The organism is Amycolatopsis echigonensis (genome assembly GCF_002846615.1).
In the GTDB taxonomy this organism is placed as follows: Bacteria; Actinomycetota; Actinomycetes; order Mycobacteriales; family Pseudonocardiaceae; genus Amycolatopsis; species Amycolatopsis echigonensis.
This window is the reverse complement of the sequence record NZ_PJMY01000003.1, coordinates 8285417-8301363: the sequence shown is the minus strand read 5'-3', so window position 1 is coordinate 8301363 and position 15947 is coordinate 8285417. Positions and strand designations below refer to the sequence as shown.

The 15947-nt window shown below is 70.7% G+C and carries 11 protein-coding genes; all 11 read right to left on the bottom strand.

All coding sequences use genetic code 11. From position 1 onward, the window contains the following. Window positions 1–7 precede the first annotated feature (7 nt). On the bottom strand, window positions 8–2557 hold the full coding sequence (locus ATK30_RS44200) for a hypothetical protein (protein WP_208637588.1): 2550 nt from the start codon (window positions 2555–2557) through the stop codon (window positions 8–10). A 17-nt stretch (window positions 2558–2574) separates the two neighbouring features. Continuing rightward, window positions 2575–2805: a type VII secretion protein EccB gene (locus ATK30_RS44195; protein WP_101440591.1), complete on the bottom strand. Its 231-nt coding sequence runs from the start codon at window positions 2803–2805 to the stop codon at window positions 2575–2577. A 19-nt stretch (window positions 2806–2824) separates the two neighbouring features. Then, complete coding sequence (gene eccD, locus ATK30_RS44190) at window positions 2825–4210, bottom strand: type VII secretion integral membrane protein EccD (RefSeq protein WP_101440590.1); 1386 nt, start codon at window positions 4208–4210, stop codon at window positions 2825–2827. Next, on the bottom strand, window positions 4207–8223 hold the full coding sequence (gene eccCa, locus ATK30_RS44185) for a type VII secretion protein EccCa (protein WP_101440589.1): 4017 nt from the start codon (window positions 8221–8223) through the stop codon (window positions 4207–4209). Before eccCa ends, eccD begins: the two co-directional genes overlap by 4 nt. Then, complete coding sequence (locus ATK30_RS45880) at window positions 8220–11933, bottom strand: hypothetical protein (RefSeq protein ID WP_158242591.1); 3714 nt, start codon at window positions 11931–11933, stop codon at window positions 8220–8222. Before ATK30_RS45880 ends, eccCa begins: the two co-directional genes overlap by 4 nt. 45 nt (window positions 11934–11978) lie before the next feature. Further along, entirely contained in the window at window positions 11979–12533 is a 555-nt protein-coding gene (locus tag ATK30_RS44165) for a hypothetical protein (RefSeq protein ID WP_101440585.1), read from the bottom strand. A gap of 40 nt (window positions 12534–12573) precedes the next feature. Continuing rightward, on the bottom strand, window positions 12574–12873 hold the full coding sequence (locus tag ATK30_RS44160; protein WP_101440584.1) for a WXG100 family type VII secretion target: 300 nt from the start codon (window positions 12871–12873) through the stop codon (window positions 12574–12576). 31 nt (window positions 12874–12904) lie between these two features. Then, on the bottom strand, window positions 12905–13243 hold the full coding sequence (locus ATK30_RS44155) for a WXG100 family type VII secretion target (protein ID WP_101440583.1): 339 nt from the start codon (window positions 13241–13243) through the stop codon (window positions 12905–12907). A gap of 419 nt (window positions 13244–13662) precedes the next feature. Further along, window positions 13663–14211 carry a DUF1062 domain-containing protein gene (locus ATK30_RS44150; protein WP_101440582.1) on the bottom strand — a complete coding sequence of 183 codons (549 nt, stop codon included), beginning with the start codon at window positions 14209–14211 and terminating at the stop codon, window positions 13663–13665. Between the two features lie 208 nt (window positions 14212–14419). Continuing rightward, window positions 14420–14875: a hypothetical protein gene (locus tag ATK30_RS44145; protein ID WP_101440581.1), complete on the bottom strand. Its 456-nt coding sequence runs from the start codon at window positions 14873–14875 to the stop codon at window positions 14420–14422. Window positions 14876–14885: 10 nt separating this feature from the next. Further along, window positions 14886–15920, bottom strand: a complete 1035-nt coding sequence (locus ATK30_RS44140; protein WP_101440580.1) for a bile acid:sodium symporter family protein — start codon at window positions 15918–15920, stop codon at window positions 14886–14888. Window positions 15921–15947 lie beyond the last annotated feature (27 nt).

Genomic DNA, 15947 nt, shown 5'->3' with positions numbered 1-15947 from the left:
TCCCTGCTCACGCCAGGCCCGGGAGCGCCCCGAACCGCTCCGCGGCCTGCTCGTCCATCACGGTCCGGACCAGGTCCTCGCCCGCTTCCGCCCACGTCTGCACCGTCTGCCGGAGCGAGTTCATGGCCAGCTCGTCGAGCGACGCCCGGTCGTTCGCGACCCGGCCGGTCTCGTCGATCTCGCTCGCGGTCAGCTCGCGCAGCAGCACCGCGCCGCGCGCGCCCGCGGCCGGTTCGCGAGTCTCCAGCACCTTGAAACTGGTCCCCGGCACGAACAGCACCCGGTTCTCGACGCCGCCCTCGCTCGGTTCCAGCAATTTGGTGCGCCGTCCGGTGATCGACCACACCAGCACGTCGGTGTCGCCGTCCACAGTGGACGACGGTTGCGTCAGCGCGTTGAGGAAACCCCATTCGGTCAGCACTTTCCGCCCGTCCAGCAGCGGCCACGCGGACGGCGGCAGCTCGGTGGCGAACGTCGCCGGACCGCGGTGCGAGGGCAGGCGGCTCAACCCGGCCACGACGCACCGGGCGACCGGAACGTGCGGGCCGTTCGCGCCCCGCCGCAGTCCCGCGTCGATGGTCGAGCCCTTGGGGGACAGGTAAAGCTGCACGGCCACCGCGTCGGTCAGCACCTCGGCCGAGGACGAGGTCGACAGCACGCCCTGGAATCCCGGGTGCTCGGACAGGATTCGCGCGACGGTGTTCGACATCAGGCCGTATTCCGCGCCGAGCGATTTGCGCAGCCACTGGCGTTCCTTGTCGACGCCGCGTTTGGGCAGCAGCGCGGTCGATTCCGCACCGGGGGTTTCCTGGAAACGCAGCTCTGCCGGTGGTTTCGGCGCGGGCTCCGGCTTGTCCGAAGTGGACACTGGTTCCGGCTTCTCCGCAGGACCGGACACCGTCGGCAGCTTTTCCGGAGCCGGGATCGCGGGCTTGGCGACCGGCGGTTCGACCGGTTTGGCCGGGGTGACGTCGGCCGGAGCGAGGTGCGTGAGCGGCTTCGCTGCGGGAGGCGCGGCGGAGACCTTCGCCGGGGGAACGGCCGCCCTGGTTTCGGCGGGAGCGGCGGCTGCCCCGGGGAGGTCGGCCGGGGCGGGAACTTCAGCGGGTGCGGCCGGAGGTTCCGGCTTCGCAGGCGTGGCGACCGGGCTGGGAGCAGCGATCGCCCCCGGAACCTCCGTCGGCGCGGCGATGCCCAACGCCGCCGGAGCCGCGGGCCGATACGCCGCCGGCGGAACAGGCGAGGCCACGACCGGCACCGGATGCCCGGACTCGATCGCGTCCAACGCCCGAGCCGCCACCCGCGGCCGGGCACGTTCCGCCAGCAGCGCGGCAGCGGGCAGCACCCGGCTCATCCGGCGCGTCTGCTCGTCCAGCCGCGCCAGCAGATCCTCCGCCAGCAACCGCATCCGCGACGCCGACCCCTCGTCAGCGGCGTCAAAGGTGAGGTTGTGCACCGCGGCGTCGAGAGTGATCTCGCGGACCGCGGCCGACGAAGGACCGTCCTGCGGCGGACGCACCAGCAGGCCCGACTGCACGACCTCGACCACCGCATCCGGCGAGTACCAGTAGACCGCGGGGGCTACCTGGTCGAGCCCGTGGATCGGCGGGCGGTGCGAAAGCAGTTCCGGCAATGGCGTTTCGTCGGCCGAGCGCGGTTCATAGCCGAGTTCGGTGGTGAACGGACGCCAGCCGAGCTGTCCGTCGTACAACACCGTCCGGAGAGTCGGCAGCTGCGGCGAACCGACCGGCACGCCCGCGTAGAACGCGACCGGCTTGCCGAGCAGGTCCGCCAGCGCCTGGCCGATCGTGGCCTCGCCGGGCACCGCCATCGGGCCGTAGTGCACGAACCGAGCCTTGGCCCGCACCTTCTCCGGAAGCTGCACCCACAGCCGGGCCGCGTCGTCCAGCGCGAGCGGCGGGCAGCCGGGGCAGCCGAGCACGATCGTCATGGTGTCGTGCTGCGCGGGCATCCGGGAGATCAGCGCCCTGCGGTGGTGGCGCTGGGGAGCGTCGAAGCCGACCGGACGGACCCACAGCCCGCCCGGCAGCGGCTCCGCGACGCCGCGCGAACTCGTCGGGGTGAGCTCGGCGGCGATCCCGGAATCCCAAGCCGGGCGCGGGAACCGTTTCGCCTCCCAGGACGGCGGGCGGCCCGGCCGGAAGCGGACCCAGCCGCCGCCGCGTCCGGCGTGGACGAACAACGCGCCGCCCGCGCTCGGGATCACCGAACCGTCCGGCGCGAGCACCGGGCGGTTGATCCGCTCGGCCAGCCACTGCCCGGCCAGCGCGGTCGTCTCGCGCGAGCGCCCGCCGATCACCAGCCGCACCCCGCGCCGGCGCCGCGGCAGCGCCTTGGCCACCGATTCCCACATCGAGATCGGCGAATCCACCGGCAGGTCGACGACCACCAGGTCGTGCTCGGGATCGGCCGCGACGCCGAGCGCGAGCGACTGAGCCTGCACGGTCATGCCCTCCGCGAGGTGCACCACCAGCGCGTTGCCCACGGTCTTCTTCTCCAAAGCGCCGTCGCCGCGCCGGATCAGCGAGAGTTCCATGGCTGCCCTCCTTCCGCTCAGGCCCGGCGTCCGACGGCGGGCGCCGCCCCGCCGGTGTGGTGCGCGATCAGCCCGTACACGAAGAACCCGACCGCGATCAGCAGGCCGAGGACGAGCCCGACCAGCAGGCCGACCCAGGCCCGCCGGGCGGGCACGTCGAGGTGGCTCGCGTCGCCGAGCACCAGTGCCGAGGTCATCCGCCCGATCAGGAACGAGTACGCCTCGACGTGGTCCTTCTGCGTCTGCACCAGGTCACCTCTCCTTCGCTCATGCGGTGAGCCCGACGGCCCACGCGTAGACGCCGAACAGCTGCAGCAGGATCGGGATGATCGCCACCGCGCTCAGCGTTTCCAGCCAGTTCGCCAGATGTCCCCAGATCGGCAGCAGCCGCCGCGGCGGCGGGCGCAGCATCGCCAGCAGGAGCAGGAAGAACACCAGGCACAGCCCGGCGAGGCAGGCGCCCCGCCACGGCGTGGGCAGCGGCTGGATCAGCGCCAGCGCGAGCAGCACCAGGCCGATCGCGCCGGCGACGGCGAGCGGAACCCGCTGCCACACGCCGAGCAGCGCCCGAGAACGCATCAGCACCGCCGCGGACACCAGCCCGCCGAGGATCGACGGGAACAGCCCGTGGCCGACCAGGAACGGGAAGCAGCCGACGAACACCGCGGTGGCGGCGAGGCAGGCGATGGTGAGGTAGCCGTCGGCGTACCCGGTCTGGTGCACCATCTGCGCGGCCGGCATCGGCTCGATGTCGTACTGCAGTTCGCCGGCCGACCGCGGCAGCTGCGGACCGCGGATGCGGGCGAACCGGATGCCGATCCGCGGCGCGAACACCATCAGCCCGACCAGCACGAAGGACACCAGTCCGGCGGCCTGTTCGGCGGTGAACCCGGCGCCGAGGTGCAGCCACAGCGAGATCGCCCCGGCCAGCCCGGTCGCGACCACCGCGCCGAACGGCACGAACGGAATGGCGTGCGACCACGCGGCCCGGCCGCCGAGCACCAGGCCGCCGGCCAGCGCGAAGGCCAGGCAGCCGGTCAAGATCGGGGTGCCCTGGAGGTCGAACGCCGGAGCGAGCCCGGCGACCGCGACCGCGCCCGCCAGGAACGCGAACCCGCAGCCGCCGAGTCCGAGCAACGTCAGCAGGGCCTTGTCGTCGGAACGCACCCCGGTCGCCACGGCCGCGACGACCAGCCCGAGCGACACCACGCCGCCGCCGATCGCGGTCAGCCCGGCCGAACCCGGGTAGAGCAGCACCCGGGCGAGGACGACGAGGGAGAAGATCGCGAACCCGAGGAACAGGCCGCGGTTGAACTCCGGGCGCCAGCGGCCGGGACGGCGGCTCACCGCGGTGGCCATGCCGTCCGCGATGTCGTCGAAATCCAGTTCCGGCAGCGGATCCGCGCGAGGGCGCAGGTGGAATTCCTCGCCCTCCTTCCAGTCCAGCGACTCCGGCGTGCCCGACGCGTCGAGCGGCTCCTCGCCGAGCCGCTGCAGCACCCAGGCCTCGCCGAGGTCCTCGCGGCCGCCGGTGTGCTCCAGCAGCACCGGAAGCAGGCTGGTCAGCGGGACGGACATCGGCACCGCCAGGTCCGCCCGGCCCTGCGGCCCGTACACGGTGATCCGGCACAGCTCGCCGGTCGACGCGGTCATCGCACGCCCCTTTCGGTCATCGCGAGCGGCGACCAGCCCTCGCCGGTCCGCTCTTCTTCCGCGATCGCGGTCTGCACGAGCTTCACGCCGCGGCGGGTGACGAGCTGCGCGCGTCCGGCGGGCAGCTGCCGCGGAGCCGCCTCGCCGAGGAATTTGCCCTCCTCCTTGGGGTAGGAGAACACCACGCCCGGGCTGCCGAGCTCCCAGATCCGGCGGACCACCGAATCGCTCAGCGCGCGCATCGCACCGGAGGTGCTGCGGCTGAGGATCAGGTGGAACCCGATGTAGGAACCCTGCGACAGCAACGACAGCAGCGGTTCCAGCGGCGAGCCCATGCCGCTGGTCAGCAGCTGGTAGTCGTCGACCACGAAGAACAGCCGCGGGCCGGTCCACCAGTCGCGGCGTTTGAGGCGGTCCGCGGTGATGGTCTGGTCCGGCACCCGCGGGGTGAGCGACACGCTGGCCTGCTGCGCCAGTTCCTGCAGTGCCTCGGTCGTCGTCGCGTAGCCGACGCGGTACGCCTCGGGCACCTCGGCGTCCAGCTGGCGGCTCGGGTCGGCGAGCACGATCTTCGCCTCGCTCGGCGAGTAGCGCGTCAGCACCGAACGCAGGACCACCCGCAGCAGGTTGGTCTTGCCCGTTTCGTTGTCCCCGAAGGCCAGCAGGTGCGGGGTGGCCGCGAAGTCGTGCCACACCGGCAGCAGCCGCTGCTCGTCCTGGCCGAGGGCGATCCGCAGGTCGCCGTCCGGCGCGGGCAGCTGGGCCATCGGCAGTTTCGCGGGCAGCAGCCGCACCGCCGGGGCCGGTGCGCCCGGCCAGAACAGGTGCACCTCTTCGGCGACCGCCTTGGCCGCCGCCGCGAGGTCGTCGGTGTTCCCGCTGCCGTCCATCCGCGGCAGGCCGGCGAGGAAGTGCAGGCCGTCCGGGGTCAGGCCGCGGCCCGGCTGGTTCGGCACCGTTTTCGCTTTGCGCGAGCCGATTTCCGACTCCATCGGATCGCCGAGGCGGAGCTCGAACCGCGTCTGCAGCAGGTCGCGCAGATACGGCCGGATCTCCGACCAGCGGGTCGCGCCGATCACCACGTGCACCCCGAAGGACAGCCCGCGCGAGGCCAGCTCGCCGATCTTCTGTTCCAGGTCGCCGTAGTCGTTCTTGAGGCTGTACCAGCCGTCGACCACCAGGAACACGTCGCCGAACGGATCCTCGATCTGGCCGCTGCGGCGCAACGCGCGGTAGGCGTCCATGGATTCGATGCCGTGCTCGGAGAACAGCGTTTCGCGGCCTTCCATGACCTGCGAGATTTCCTCGATGGTCCGCACGACGCGGTCGCGCTCGAGCCGGGTCGCGACCGAACCGACGTGCGGCAGCCCGGACAGCGACATGATCCCGCCGCCGCCGAAGTCCAGCCCGTAGAACTGGACCTCCTTCGGGGTGTGCGTCATCGCCAGCGCCAGGACGAGCGTGCGCAGCAGGGTCGACTTGCCGGTCTTCGGCCCGCCGACCACCGCGACGTGCCCGGCCGCCGACGACAGGTCCGCCGTCAGCAGCTCGCGGACCTGCTCGAACGGCCGGTCGATCATGCCCATCGGCACCCGGAGCTTGCCCCAGTGCGCCGGATCCTGCACCGACATCCCGCGCACCGGATCCGGCGTCACGCTCGGCAGCAGCGAGTCCAGGCTCGGCGATTCGGCCAGCGGCGGCAGCCACACCTGGCGCGCCGCCGGACCCGCGCCGGCCAGCCGGTCGATGAACGCGTCGGCGAGCGTCGGGCCGCCCGGCACGGCGGCTTCCAGGGCGTCCACATCGGACTGTTTCTCGGCCGGTTCCGGTTCGTCGTCGCGGATGATCAGCTTGGCCGGCCGGGCCTCGGTGCGGAAGGGGACGACCTCCCGGCTGGCGCGCGCCGCCGTCATCGCGGAGTTCTCGCCGTTGCCCGCGGGGACCGGACCGGAAACGTAAGCGGCCTTGAACCGCACCAGGTTCGTCGTGTCGATCTTCAGGTAGCCGTTGCCCGGCTCCGGCGGCAGCTCGTAGGCGCTGCCCGCGCCGATCACGCTGCGGGACTCCATCGAGGAGAAGGTGCGCAGCGCGATCCGGTACGACAGATGGCCTTCGACGCGGTGGATGCGGCCCTCGTCCAGCCGCTGCGAGGCCAGCAGGAGGTGCACGCCGAGGCTGCGGCCCAGCCGTCCGACGGAGACGAACAGCTCCATGAACTCCGGCTTGGCGCTCAGCAGTTCGGAGAACTCGTCCACGACCAGGAACAGCGTCGGCATCGGGGCCAGCTGCTCGCCGGCCGCGCGCGCCTTTTCGTATTCGTACAGCGACGGGTAGCCGCTGGCGCGCAGTTGTTCCTGCCGCCGCACCATTTCGCCGTTGAGGGAGTCCTGCATGCGGTCGACCAGCGGCAGTTCGTCGGCGAGGTTGGTGATCGTCGCCGAGGTGTGCGGCAGCCGGTCCATGCCGAGGAACGTCGCGCCGCCCTTGAAGTCGACGAGCACGAAGTTGAGGATCTCCGACGAATGCGTCGCCGCCAGGCCGAGCACGAGCGTGCGCAGCAGCTCCGATTTGCCCGAACCGGTCGCGCCGATCAGCATCCCGTGCGGGCCCATGCCGCCCTGCGCCGATTCCTTCAGGTCCAGCTCGACGATCTCGCCGTCCTCGGTCACGCCGATCGGCACCGACATCCGGGCCCGCTGCGCCGTCCGCGGCCGCCACTGGGCCGGGATGTCGAAGGTGTGCACGTCCTTGATGCCCAGCAGCGCGGTCAGCCCGAAGTCGCTTTCCAGCGGCTGGTCGGCGATTTCCAGGGTGCCGCTGGTCCGTTTCGGCGCGAGCAGCCGCGCGAGCCCCTCGACCTGGGTCACCGAAAGCTCGTCCCGGGTCGCCGAACCGACTCCGCTGCCGGCCGGGAACTCGACCAGATCGTCCTTCGTGGTCAGTCGCAGCACCTTGGGACCGCCGGGGAGCGCGCCGGTCACGTCGAGCAGCACCACGTTGCGCAGGCCCGCGCCGACCAGCCGCGAGGACTCCGGGATCGTCGCCAGATGCGCCACGATCACCACGAACGGCTCGGTCGTCGTCGGCCCGACGGTCTTGTCGTGGTCGTCGCGATCGGCCACGTCCGGGCCGAGGAGGTCCATCAGCTCGTCGTGGTCGGCGGCGAGCAGCCGCAGCGGGCCCGCCGCGTCGCGCAGGGTCGGATGGTTGTTGTGCGGCAACCACTTCACCCAGTCCCACTGCGCCTGCGCGGCTTCGGTGGTGAGCACCGCGAGCCGCAGCTCGTCCGGCGAATGGAAGGCGACCAGCTGCGCGAGCATCGCCCGGACCAGCGCGACCGCCGCGTCCGGGTCGCCGTCGAACTCGACGCTCGTGAAGCTTCGCAGCCCCACCGCGGTCGGGATCCCGGACAGCGTGCGGTAGGTCTCGGTGAACCGGCGCAGCGAGATCGCCGACAGCGGTTCGAGGTCCTCGATCGGCTTGGTCACCGGCGGCACCAGCTCGAGCGCCGACTGCTGCGTGCCCAGCCCGATCCGCACCCGCGCGAAGTCCTCGTGGCTGATCCGGCGCTCCCACAACCGCGGGCCCATCGCGAGCGACCACAGCGAATCCGGGGCCGGGTTGTTCCAGGCCACCGCGAGCCGCTGCTCCTCGGCGGTCGACCGGGCCCGCTCGCGGACCTGGCCGATGTAGCGCAGGTAATCCCGCCGCTCGGCCTGCATCTTGCGCTTGCGCTCGGCGGCGGCGCGGGACAGCTGCCCGAGGCTCATCGCGATCATCGACACGCCCATGCCGCCGCCGATCACGTAGGTGAACGGCGAGCTGCCCGCGACTCCCGAGAACGCCAGCACCATCACCAGCGACCCGATGGCCATCGGCAGCATCATCAGCAGCGAGTTGAAATCGCGTGCCGCCGGTTCCGCCATGACTGGCGGTTCCTGCAGTTCCTCTTGCCCCTCGGGCATTTCCGGACCCGCCGCGCGCGGGCCCCGCTTCACGGTTTCCGTGCTCATTCGAGGACCCCCGGGACAGTGCGGCGAGCGGGCTTGCCCCAGGCCGAATCGTCCTGCCGGAGCAGGTCGGCCATCGTGCGTTCCTCTTCTTCCTCGGTCTCTTCTTCGGCGGTGTCCTCCTCGGGCTCCAGCGGTTCCGGAGCGTCGCCGCAGGTAGGCAGCTCGTCGGGAACGATCTCGGCCGGGCCGCCTCGAACCCGCTGGTAGGTGCCGAACGCGGGGGTCTCGTCGGGTCGCCACGGTTCGTCGCTGCGCTGGACGAAATCGGTGGTGATTTCCTGGGCCCGGTCGTCTGCGGGGGCGGTGACCGGCAGAAGGGCGGGCAGGAAGTCGGCGGTGCCGACGTCCCAGGCTGAGGTGTCCTCGGTGTCGACGGGTTGCACTACGGGAATCCTTAAGAGGTCGGTCTCCTCGGGGCTCGCAGCGGTGCCCCAGCCGGTGTTCGCCGGAGTGGACCGCGGTTCGGTGCCGTCCGGGCGGTCGTCGGCACGCTTGGGCGGCACGAGGGAGTCCACAGTGGACGACCAGGGGGCGGGGTCGGCCGGTGGAGTTTCGCCTTGTGCGCTGGGGTTTCCGACGCCGATGGGGGTGTTCGGTGCCCAGGGTTGCTGGATGTTGCCGAGCAACCCCGCCGAGTCGGGCCGTTCGGCGGTGGGTGTGGTCGTCCCGCCGCCGGTGCCACCCGGCGGGACCATCGGCATGCCGGGTCCTTGCGCCACGGAACCGTTGCCTTGCGCGGGGGTCCAGCTGGCCGGTGTGCTCGGGGAAGTTTCTTCCCGCGCGCTGGGGTCCCCGACGCCGATTGGCGGGTTGATCCCGTCGTTCGGTCCTTCCGCCTGCTGGTTCTTGGCCCAGTCGATTGCGGTGCTCGGGGGTGTTTCGCCTTGGGCGATGGGGTTTCCGACACCGATGGGAGTGTTCGGTGCCCAGGGTTGCTGGATGTTGCCGAGCAGTCCTGCGGAGTCGGGCCGTTCGGCGGCGGGTGTGGTTGTCCCGCCGCCGGTGCCACCCGGCGGGACCATCGGCATGCCCGGGCCTTGAGTCCCCTTCGCCGAAGGCGCCCAGTCCGCTGATTCGCTCGGCGGCGTCTCACCGGACGCGCTCGGGTCGCCGATGCCACCCGGCAGGTCGGCCGTCCACGGCTCCTGCACGTTGCCGAGAAGTCCAGCCGAATCCGGTCGTTCCGCGGCGGGTGTGTTGAGTCCGCTGCCGCCGCCCATGCCGCCTGGCGGGACCATGGGTGGTGTTCCCGAGGCCGGGAGTTGCTGCTCGTGGTTGCCGATGGGTTCGGGCTGTTTGGGCAGGTTGCTTTCGTCGAGGCCCTTCACGCCTGGCCCGGCCGGTTCGCCTCCTGGAGCGTTAACCGCTGCTGGTGGCGGTGCCCATTCGGCGGAGTGGAGCGGTGGTGTGTCGCCGTGCGAGTCGGGGTTGCCGATGCCGTCCGGAGGATTGGTGATCCACGGCTTTTTGATGTTGCCGAGCAGCCCCGAGGAGTCGGGTCGTTCGGCAGCTGGTGTGTTGAGTCCGCTGCCACCGCCCATGCCGCCTGGCGGGACCATCGGCGGTGTTCCCGAGCCCGGGAGCTGTGGTTGTTCATGGTTGCTGATGGGCTCCGGGAGTTTGGGCAGGGTGCTTTCGTCGAGGCCTTTCACCCCCGGGCCGCTCGGTTCTCCGCCGCCTGGAGCGTTGACCGTTGCTGGCGGCGGTGCCCATTCGGCGGAGTGCAGCGGTGGCGTGTCGCCGTGCGAGTCGGGGTTGCCGATGCCGTCCGGTGGGTTGCTGATCCACGGTTTCTTGATATTGCCGAGCAGTCCGGAGGAGTCGGGTCGTTCGGCAGCTGGTGTGTTGAGTCCGCTGCCGCCGCCCATGCCGCCGGGCGGGACCATGGGCGGGGTCCCGGCACCTGGGATCTGCTGTTGTTCGTGGTTGCCGACGGGGTCCGGCAGTTTCGGCAGATCGCTCTCGCCGAGGCCCTTGATCGCGCCCGGACCGCTGTCTCCGGGGCTGCCCACACCGTCGCCGGTCCCGCCGCTCGCGCCGGGCGGGGGAGCCCACTTGGCGGAGTGCAGCGGCGGTGTGTCGCCCTGTGCGTCGGGGTTGCCGATGCCGTCCGGCGGGTTGCTGATCCACGGCTCTTTGATGTTGCCGAGCAGCCCGGAGGAGTCCGGTCGTTCGGCGGACGGCGTGTTCAGTCCACCGCCGCCGCCCATGCCGCCTGGCGGCATCATCGGGATGCCGCTGCCGCCGGGCGTCTGGTTGCCCGGCGGGGTGTTCAGGCCCGGTGGCAGATGCGCCGGGTTGAGCGCGTTGTTCGCCAGGTGGCCGCCGGAATCGCCCGGAGGCGGCGGAATCGAAGGCGGGTTCACGTGCCCGCCCGAACTGCCCGGCGGGGCCGGGATGGAAGGCGGGTTGACGTGCCCTGATCCGCCCGAGCCGCCCGGCGGGGCCGGGATCGACGGCGGGTCGACGTGCCCGGACCCGCCCAGGTTGTTGCCCACGGCTCCGGGCGGAGGCGGGATCGACGGCGACTTGAGGTTGTTCCCTCCCGCCGAATCACCGGGAGGCGGGGAGACCTTCGGCGACTTGACGTTGCCGTCCCCGCCTGCGCTGTCGCCCGGCGGCGGAGGAATAACCGGCGGCGGAACCTGCGAGCCCGGCGGCTTCTGCAGGTTCGGCGATTTCACGGTGTTCCCTCCGACCCCGTTGGGCGGCGGCGGAATGGACGCAGGAGGCGGCGTGCCGTTGCCTCCGGGACCGTTGACGTCACCCGGAGGCGGCGGAAGCACCGCCTTGTTCACCGGCGGCGGCGTGCCATTGCCGCCGCCATCGCCACCTCCGCCCGGAGGCGGGGACACAGGCGGCGGATTCGGCGCAGGCGGCGGCTGCGTCACCGGGGGCGGCGGCGGAGCCGTCGGCGGCGGAGGGGGAGGCGTCACCGGCGGAGGAGGCGGCGGTGTGGGCGGCGGCGGAGGCGGCGGTGGTGGTGGAGGAGGCGGGGGAACGTTGCCGTCCCCGCCGCCGGGCGTCGGAGGCGGGGTCGTCTGGCCCGAGTTGACGTGCACGGTGTTGTACTTCTGCGCGAGCTGGCCGGCCACCTTGCGCATGTCGTTGGTCATCATCTCGACGGCTTCGGGGAACTGCGAGATGTACGCGCGCCCGTCGCTGAGATGGTATTTGCTGCCCTGGGCGAGAACCTGGCTGGCGTAATAGCTGTCGATGTAGCGGATCGTGTCCTGCGCCCATTTGAGGTACGCCGCGGAATTGACGAGGTTGTTCGGCACGTTGTTGGCCCCGCCGCCGTCTCCGATCCGGTCCGCCAGATCGGAGAACTTGTTGGCCAGCGCGGTCATCATGTCCTTGAACTTCGTCGCGGCGTCGCCCTTCCACGGACCGTCGGGTCCGGCGAGGGCGGCGGTCTGGTCCTGAATGGACTGAGCGACCATCGCGAGGTTCTGCTGCGTCTCCTGAAACACCCCGGCCGCGTCCTGAAGCGACTGCCAGTTGACGTTGCCGTAGGCCTTGTCAAGGTTGTCCTGGCCGCCCGACAGCGAACCGCCGCCGAGGATCGCCGCTTCGATCTGCTTCCACGTCAGGCCGTCGAAATCCTTCGACGGGTCACCAGTGGTGTTCTGGTTGCCGGACTGCGTGGTGTCCGGCCAGACCCCGTTGTCATCCGAGGTGAACCCGTGGGTGTTGTTGTCGTCCGACATCTTCCCTCGATCGCTTGGAAACCGGAAAGACCGCCGCCCGTCCGGTCAGGGTTTCTGACCGGCGCCGGTGATGTGGCCGCTGACTGTGTTGAAGTACTGGTTGTAGTCGTCGGCCGACATCTTGTTGACCTCGTCGGCGTTGTCGTACGCCTTGGAGGCCTTGGTCACCGCGTCCGCCACCTCGTCGAGCGCCTTGCAGAGGTCGTGGATCGCGGTGCGGGTGGCGTCCCGCAGCTGGTTCGTGCCCTGGATCGGCGTGGCGATCTTGCTCTGCGCCGTGAGGAACACGCCCGGTTTGAGCTGGATCCCGTCGAGCTTCGCCGGAAGATCCTTCAGCGGCCCGTCCGCGAGCGTCTGCATGTTCTTCGCGAACGTGCGCATCGCCTCGGTGTTGACCGCCGTGACGCCCTTGCCCGGATGCTCGGCGCCGCCCGGCACCGGCGGCGGCTTGCCGACGTCGCCCGGCGGGATCCACTCGTTGTTCACGTCCGGCGGGGCCTGGTCGCCGGGACTGTGGAACTTGCCGTCCGACGAGGTCTGCTGATGCTTGTTCGACGTGTCGTTGTTCATCCCGTAATTGGTGTCGCCGAGAGCCACCATCGTCGTTCGCCCTCCTTTCCGTCTCCGCGGGGGAACGGCCTCAGTTCGCGGCGAACCGCTTGGCGTTGTTGCCCTCGGTGTTGGAGGTGCCCTCGTTGATCTGCGCGAGGGTCTGCGAAGCGGCGTCCAGCGCCTGCGGCAGGGTGAGCGCCGCCTGGTGGCAGTAGGTGTAGGTCTCGTGGAACATGTCCGCCGCGACACCGGTCCAGTTTTCGCGCTGGCCCTCGATGACGGCCTTCATCTGGTCCAGCAGCTCGGTGATCTGGTTGGACTGCTGCTTCGCCTGCCCGACGGTGTCCTGCATGGTCGCGAAGCTGATCTGGAACTGGCCCAAAGCCATGAGAAGTGTCCTTTCGTGGGAAGGAAGGGGATCAGAAGCCCTGCAGACCGCCGCCGCCGATGACCGCGGCCGCGTTGTGGGCGGTGGAGGTGTTGTCCGAGTCCCGGCTGTCGTACTCGCTCGCCGAGGTCTGCACGTTCTGCGCGAGCTCGTCCAGCTTCTGCACGATCTTGCGGACCGTCTGATCGAACTGGCCCATGGCCTGGTTGAACACGTTCGCCGAGTCCGACCGCCAGGTGCCGAACAGCGTCTGCATGGTGCCGTCGACCTTCTGGTTCACGCCGGTGATGTTCTGCCCGGTGTCGCTGATCGTCTGCGCGCCCTTGCGCATGACGTTGGTGTCGACGCGGGCGCCGTCCTGCGAAGCCATGCTTTCTCCTCTGATCGGGTTCTCCGGATATGACGGCCTGGCATGCCAGACCGCCGACGTCGCCGCGGTTGCCCTTCGTTCGGCCGATACGGAGAGCAGGGGGAGACTGCGGACTTACGGTAAGCGCCGGTCTACGGGTTGTCGCCGCGTTGTTCCCTTCTGAACACCAGTGCACGGACGGCGGGGCAAGCGCCGCCTCCGCCCCGGGGCGCGGGCCCTCGGCAACGCCTTTCGCCGCACCGGGTTACGCACGATTGCCCGTTCAGGCACCGCTGTTGCCCGGGTTCGCGGTTCGCGCTCATGCGAGCGGAAGCCGGGCGCGGTCCCCGCCCAGTCCGCTGTGGACAGACGGTGCCGGTTGTCCGTGCGGGGAACCCCGAGGGATGCCCCAGGGTTCCCGCACGGCTTTTCGGTGCGGCTCAGTACTTGAGCGTGAAGGCGAAGTCGCCGGAGAGCTTGCCGCCCAGCCGGACCGCCGACACGACCTTCCCCTCGGCGAGCAGCCGCTCGACCTCGGCTCGGGAAAGACCGCAGCCCTCGGCGATCAGCCGCACCGGCCGGACCGGGATCCGGGCCGCGAAGCCGACCGCGACGTCGATCGCGTCCTGGTCCACACGGTCTGGACCACCGGTCTCGAGCCGCCAGGCGCCGTCCCAGTCGAGCGCGATGCGGTTGCGCCGTTGCAGGACCGGATCCTGGAGCAACTCGGCGGCGAGGCCGGGATCGTTGTGGTGCAAGCGATCCAGCAGCTCCGGCCGGACCGAGCGCAACCTCGCCCGTTCGAACACGGTGAGTTTCGCCGTTTCCCCGCAGCCGGTGCAGAGCACGAGAAGCCAGGCGTCGATGAGTTTGTGGTTGGCATTGACACGGAACTTGCCGTCTGCCCGGAAGCGTCCGGACGTGCAGGCATGGCAGCGCCGCCGGACGAGCGGCAGGCAAGTGGGCAGGACTGTCCAGTGATAGAGCACAGGAGTACACCGATTCCAGTGAGAATTCCGCAGCACGAAGAAGCGCGGCGCGCAAACGCGGCGCGCGACGAGATCAGAGCTTGGGATGCCTCACGCGATGGACAACGGCACGTCCTTGCCTAGCCGACACGGGTCGGGCGAGGGTAGCCGCGGACCCGGGCACTGCTCCACTGGTTTTCCGGCTGGGCGTTGACACCGGCGAGCGCGGTCAGTCCGGCTCCGGAGCGCTCGTGAACTCGACATACAACGAGCTCGCGACCACGACCCGGGCAAGCGGCGTGATTTCTGGCTGGACGTAGGAGAACGGCGTGTCCGCGACGGTCAGATCGGCTGTCCCACGCGCGTAGCCCGCCATCCAGCCCGCCAGTTCCGGCGGCGACCGGCGGTCCAGGTCGCCGAGCAGGAAGTGCAGCGCCTGCGAGAACGACTTCCCGGTCAGCTGGTCGAGGAAATCCGCCATGCCGACGCTGTGGGAGATCGGCAGCCCGATCGTTTCGGCCGGGGCGGACTCGCCCGCGCCGACCAGGTACTCCGGCGAACCGTGCGGCAGCCGCGGCGCGTCGGCGGGCTCCCAGAAGATCAGCGCGGCCGACTTGCCGCCGTGCACGGCGCGGTAGTTCAGCCGCCGCAAGACGCCGTTGCCCCGGCGCTGGAACTGGCGCACGCGGTCAACGTCAGCCGACCGCCGCGAGTTCTCCCGGCTCCTCGGCGGCCGCCTGCCGGGCGTACCGGCGCGCCAGTGCCGCGCACACGATCAGCTGAATCTGGTGGAAGAGCATCAGCGGCAGCACGATCAGCCCGACCTCGGCGTGCCCGAACAGCACCGTCGCCATCGGCAGGCCGCTCGCGAGGCTCTTCTTCGACCCGCAGAACATGATCGTGATCCGGTCCGCGCGGGCGAACCCGAGCAGCCTCGCGCCGCCGCTCGTCGCGCCGAGCACCGCCGCCAGCAGGACGCAGCAGACCGCGACGAGCGCCAGCAGCGGGCCGAGGTCCAGCTGATGCCAGATGCCCTCGGTCATCCCCTCGCTGAACGCGGTGTACACCACCAGCAGGATCGAACCGCGGTCGACGATCTTCAGCGGCGCGGAATGCCGCTGCACCCAGCCGCCGATCCAGCGGCGCGCCAGCTGCCCGGCCACGAACGGCACCAGCAACTGCAGCACGATGTCCAGCACCGCCGAACCGCTCACACCCGGGCCGTCGGTCGACAGCACCAGCGCGACGAGCAGCGGCGTCAGCACGATGCCGAGCAGGTTGGACAGCGACGCGCTGCAGATCGCCGCCGCGACGTTGCCCTTCGCGATCGAGGTGAACGCGATCGACGACTGCACGGTCGACGGCAGCAGGCAGAGGAACAGCACGCCGGTGTACAGCGGCGACGTCAGCAGCCCGGGGGAGAGGACCGACGCGGCCAGTCCCAGCAGCGGGAAGAGCACAAAAGTGGCGCAGAGCACCGTGACGTGCAACCGCCAGTGCCGCATCCCCTCGACCGCTTCCTGACTGGAAAGCCGTGCGCCGTAAAGGAAGAACAGCAGCCCGACCGCGATCTTCGTCACGACGCCGAACCCGGTCGCGACCGCGCCGGACGCCGGCAGCAGCGAGGCGATGCCTACGGTGACGAGGATCAGGGCGATGAACGGGTCGATCCGCAGCTTGGCGAGCACAGCCGAGACGGGGCGGGCGAGCGAGGCGAGCACGGTGGTCATGGAACTCCTTTCCCCGCCATTCTCTCG

Excerpts from the sequence above, each read along its gene's own strand:
- ATK30_RS44200 (WP_208637588.1), bottom strand. The coding sequence starts at position 2,557 with ATGGAACTCTCGCTGATCCGGCGCGGCGACGGCGCTTTGGAGAAGAAG.
- eccD (WP_101440590.1), bottom strand. The coding sequence starts at position 4,210 with ATGACCGCGTCGACCGGCGAGCTGTGCCGGATCACCGTGTACGGGCCG.
- eccCa (WP_101440589.1), bottom strand. The coding sequence starts at position 8,223 with ATGAGCACGGAAACCGTGAAGCGGGGCCCGCGCGCGGCGGGTCCGGAA.
- ATK30_RS45880 (WP_158242591.1), bottom strand. The coding sequence starts at position 11,933 with ATGTCGGACGACAACAACACCCACGGGTTCACCTCGGATGACAACGGG.
- ATK30_RS44165 (WP_101440585.1), bottom strand. The coding sequence starts at position 12,533 with ATGGTGGCTCTCGGCGACACCAATTACGGGATGAACAACGACACGTCG.
- ATK30_RS44160 (WP_101440584.1), bottom strand. The coding sequence starts at position 12,873 with ATGGCTTTGGGCCAGTTCCAGATCAGCTTCGCGACCATGCAGGACACC.
- ATK30_RS44155 (WP_101440583.1), bottom strand. The coding sequence starts at position 13,243 with ATGGCTTCGCAGGACGGCGCCCGCGTCGACACCAACGTCATGCGCAAG.
- ATK30_RS44140 (WP_101440580.1), bottom strand. The coding sequence starts at position 15,920 with ATGACCACCGTGCTCGCCTCGCTCGCCCGCCCCGTCTCGGCTGTGCTC.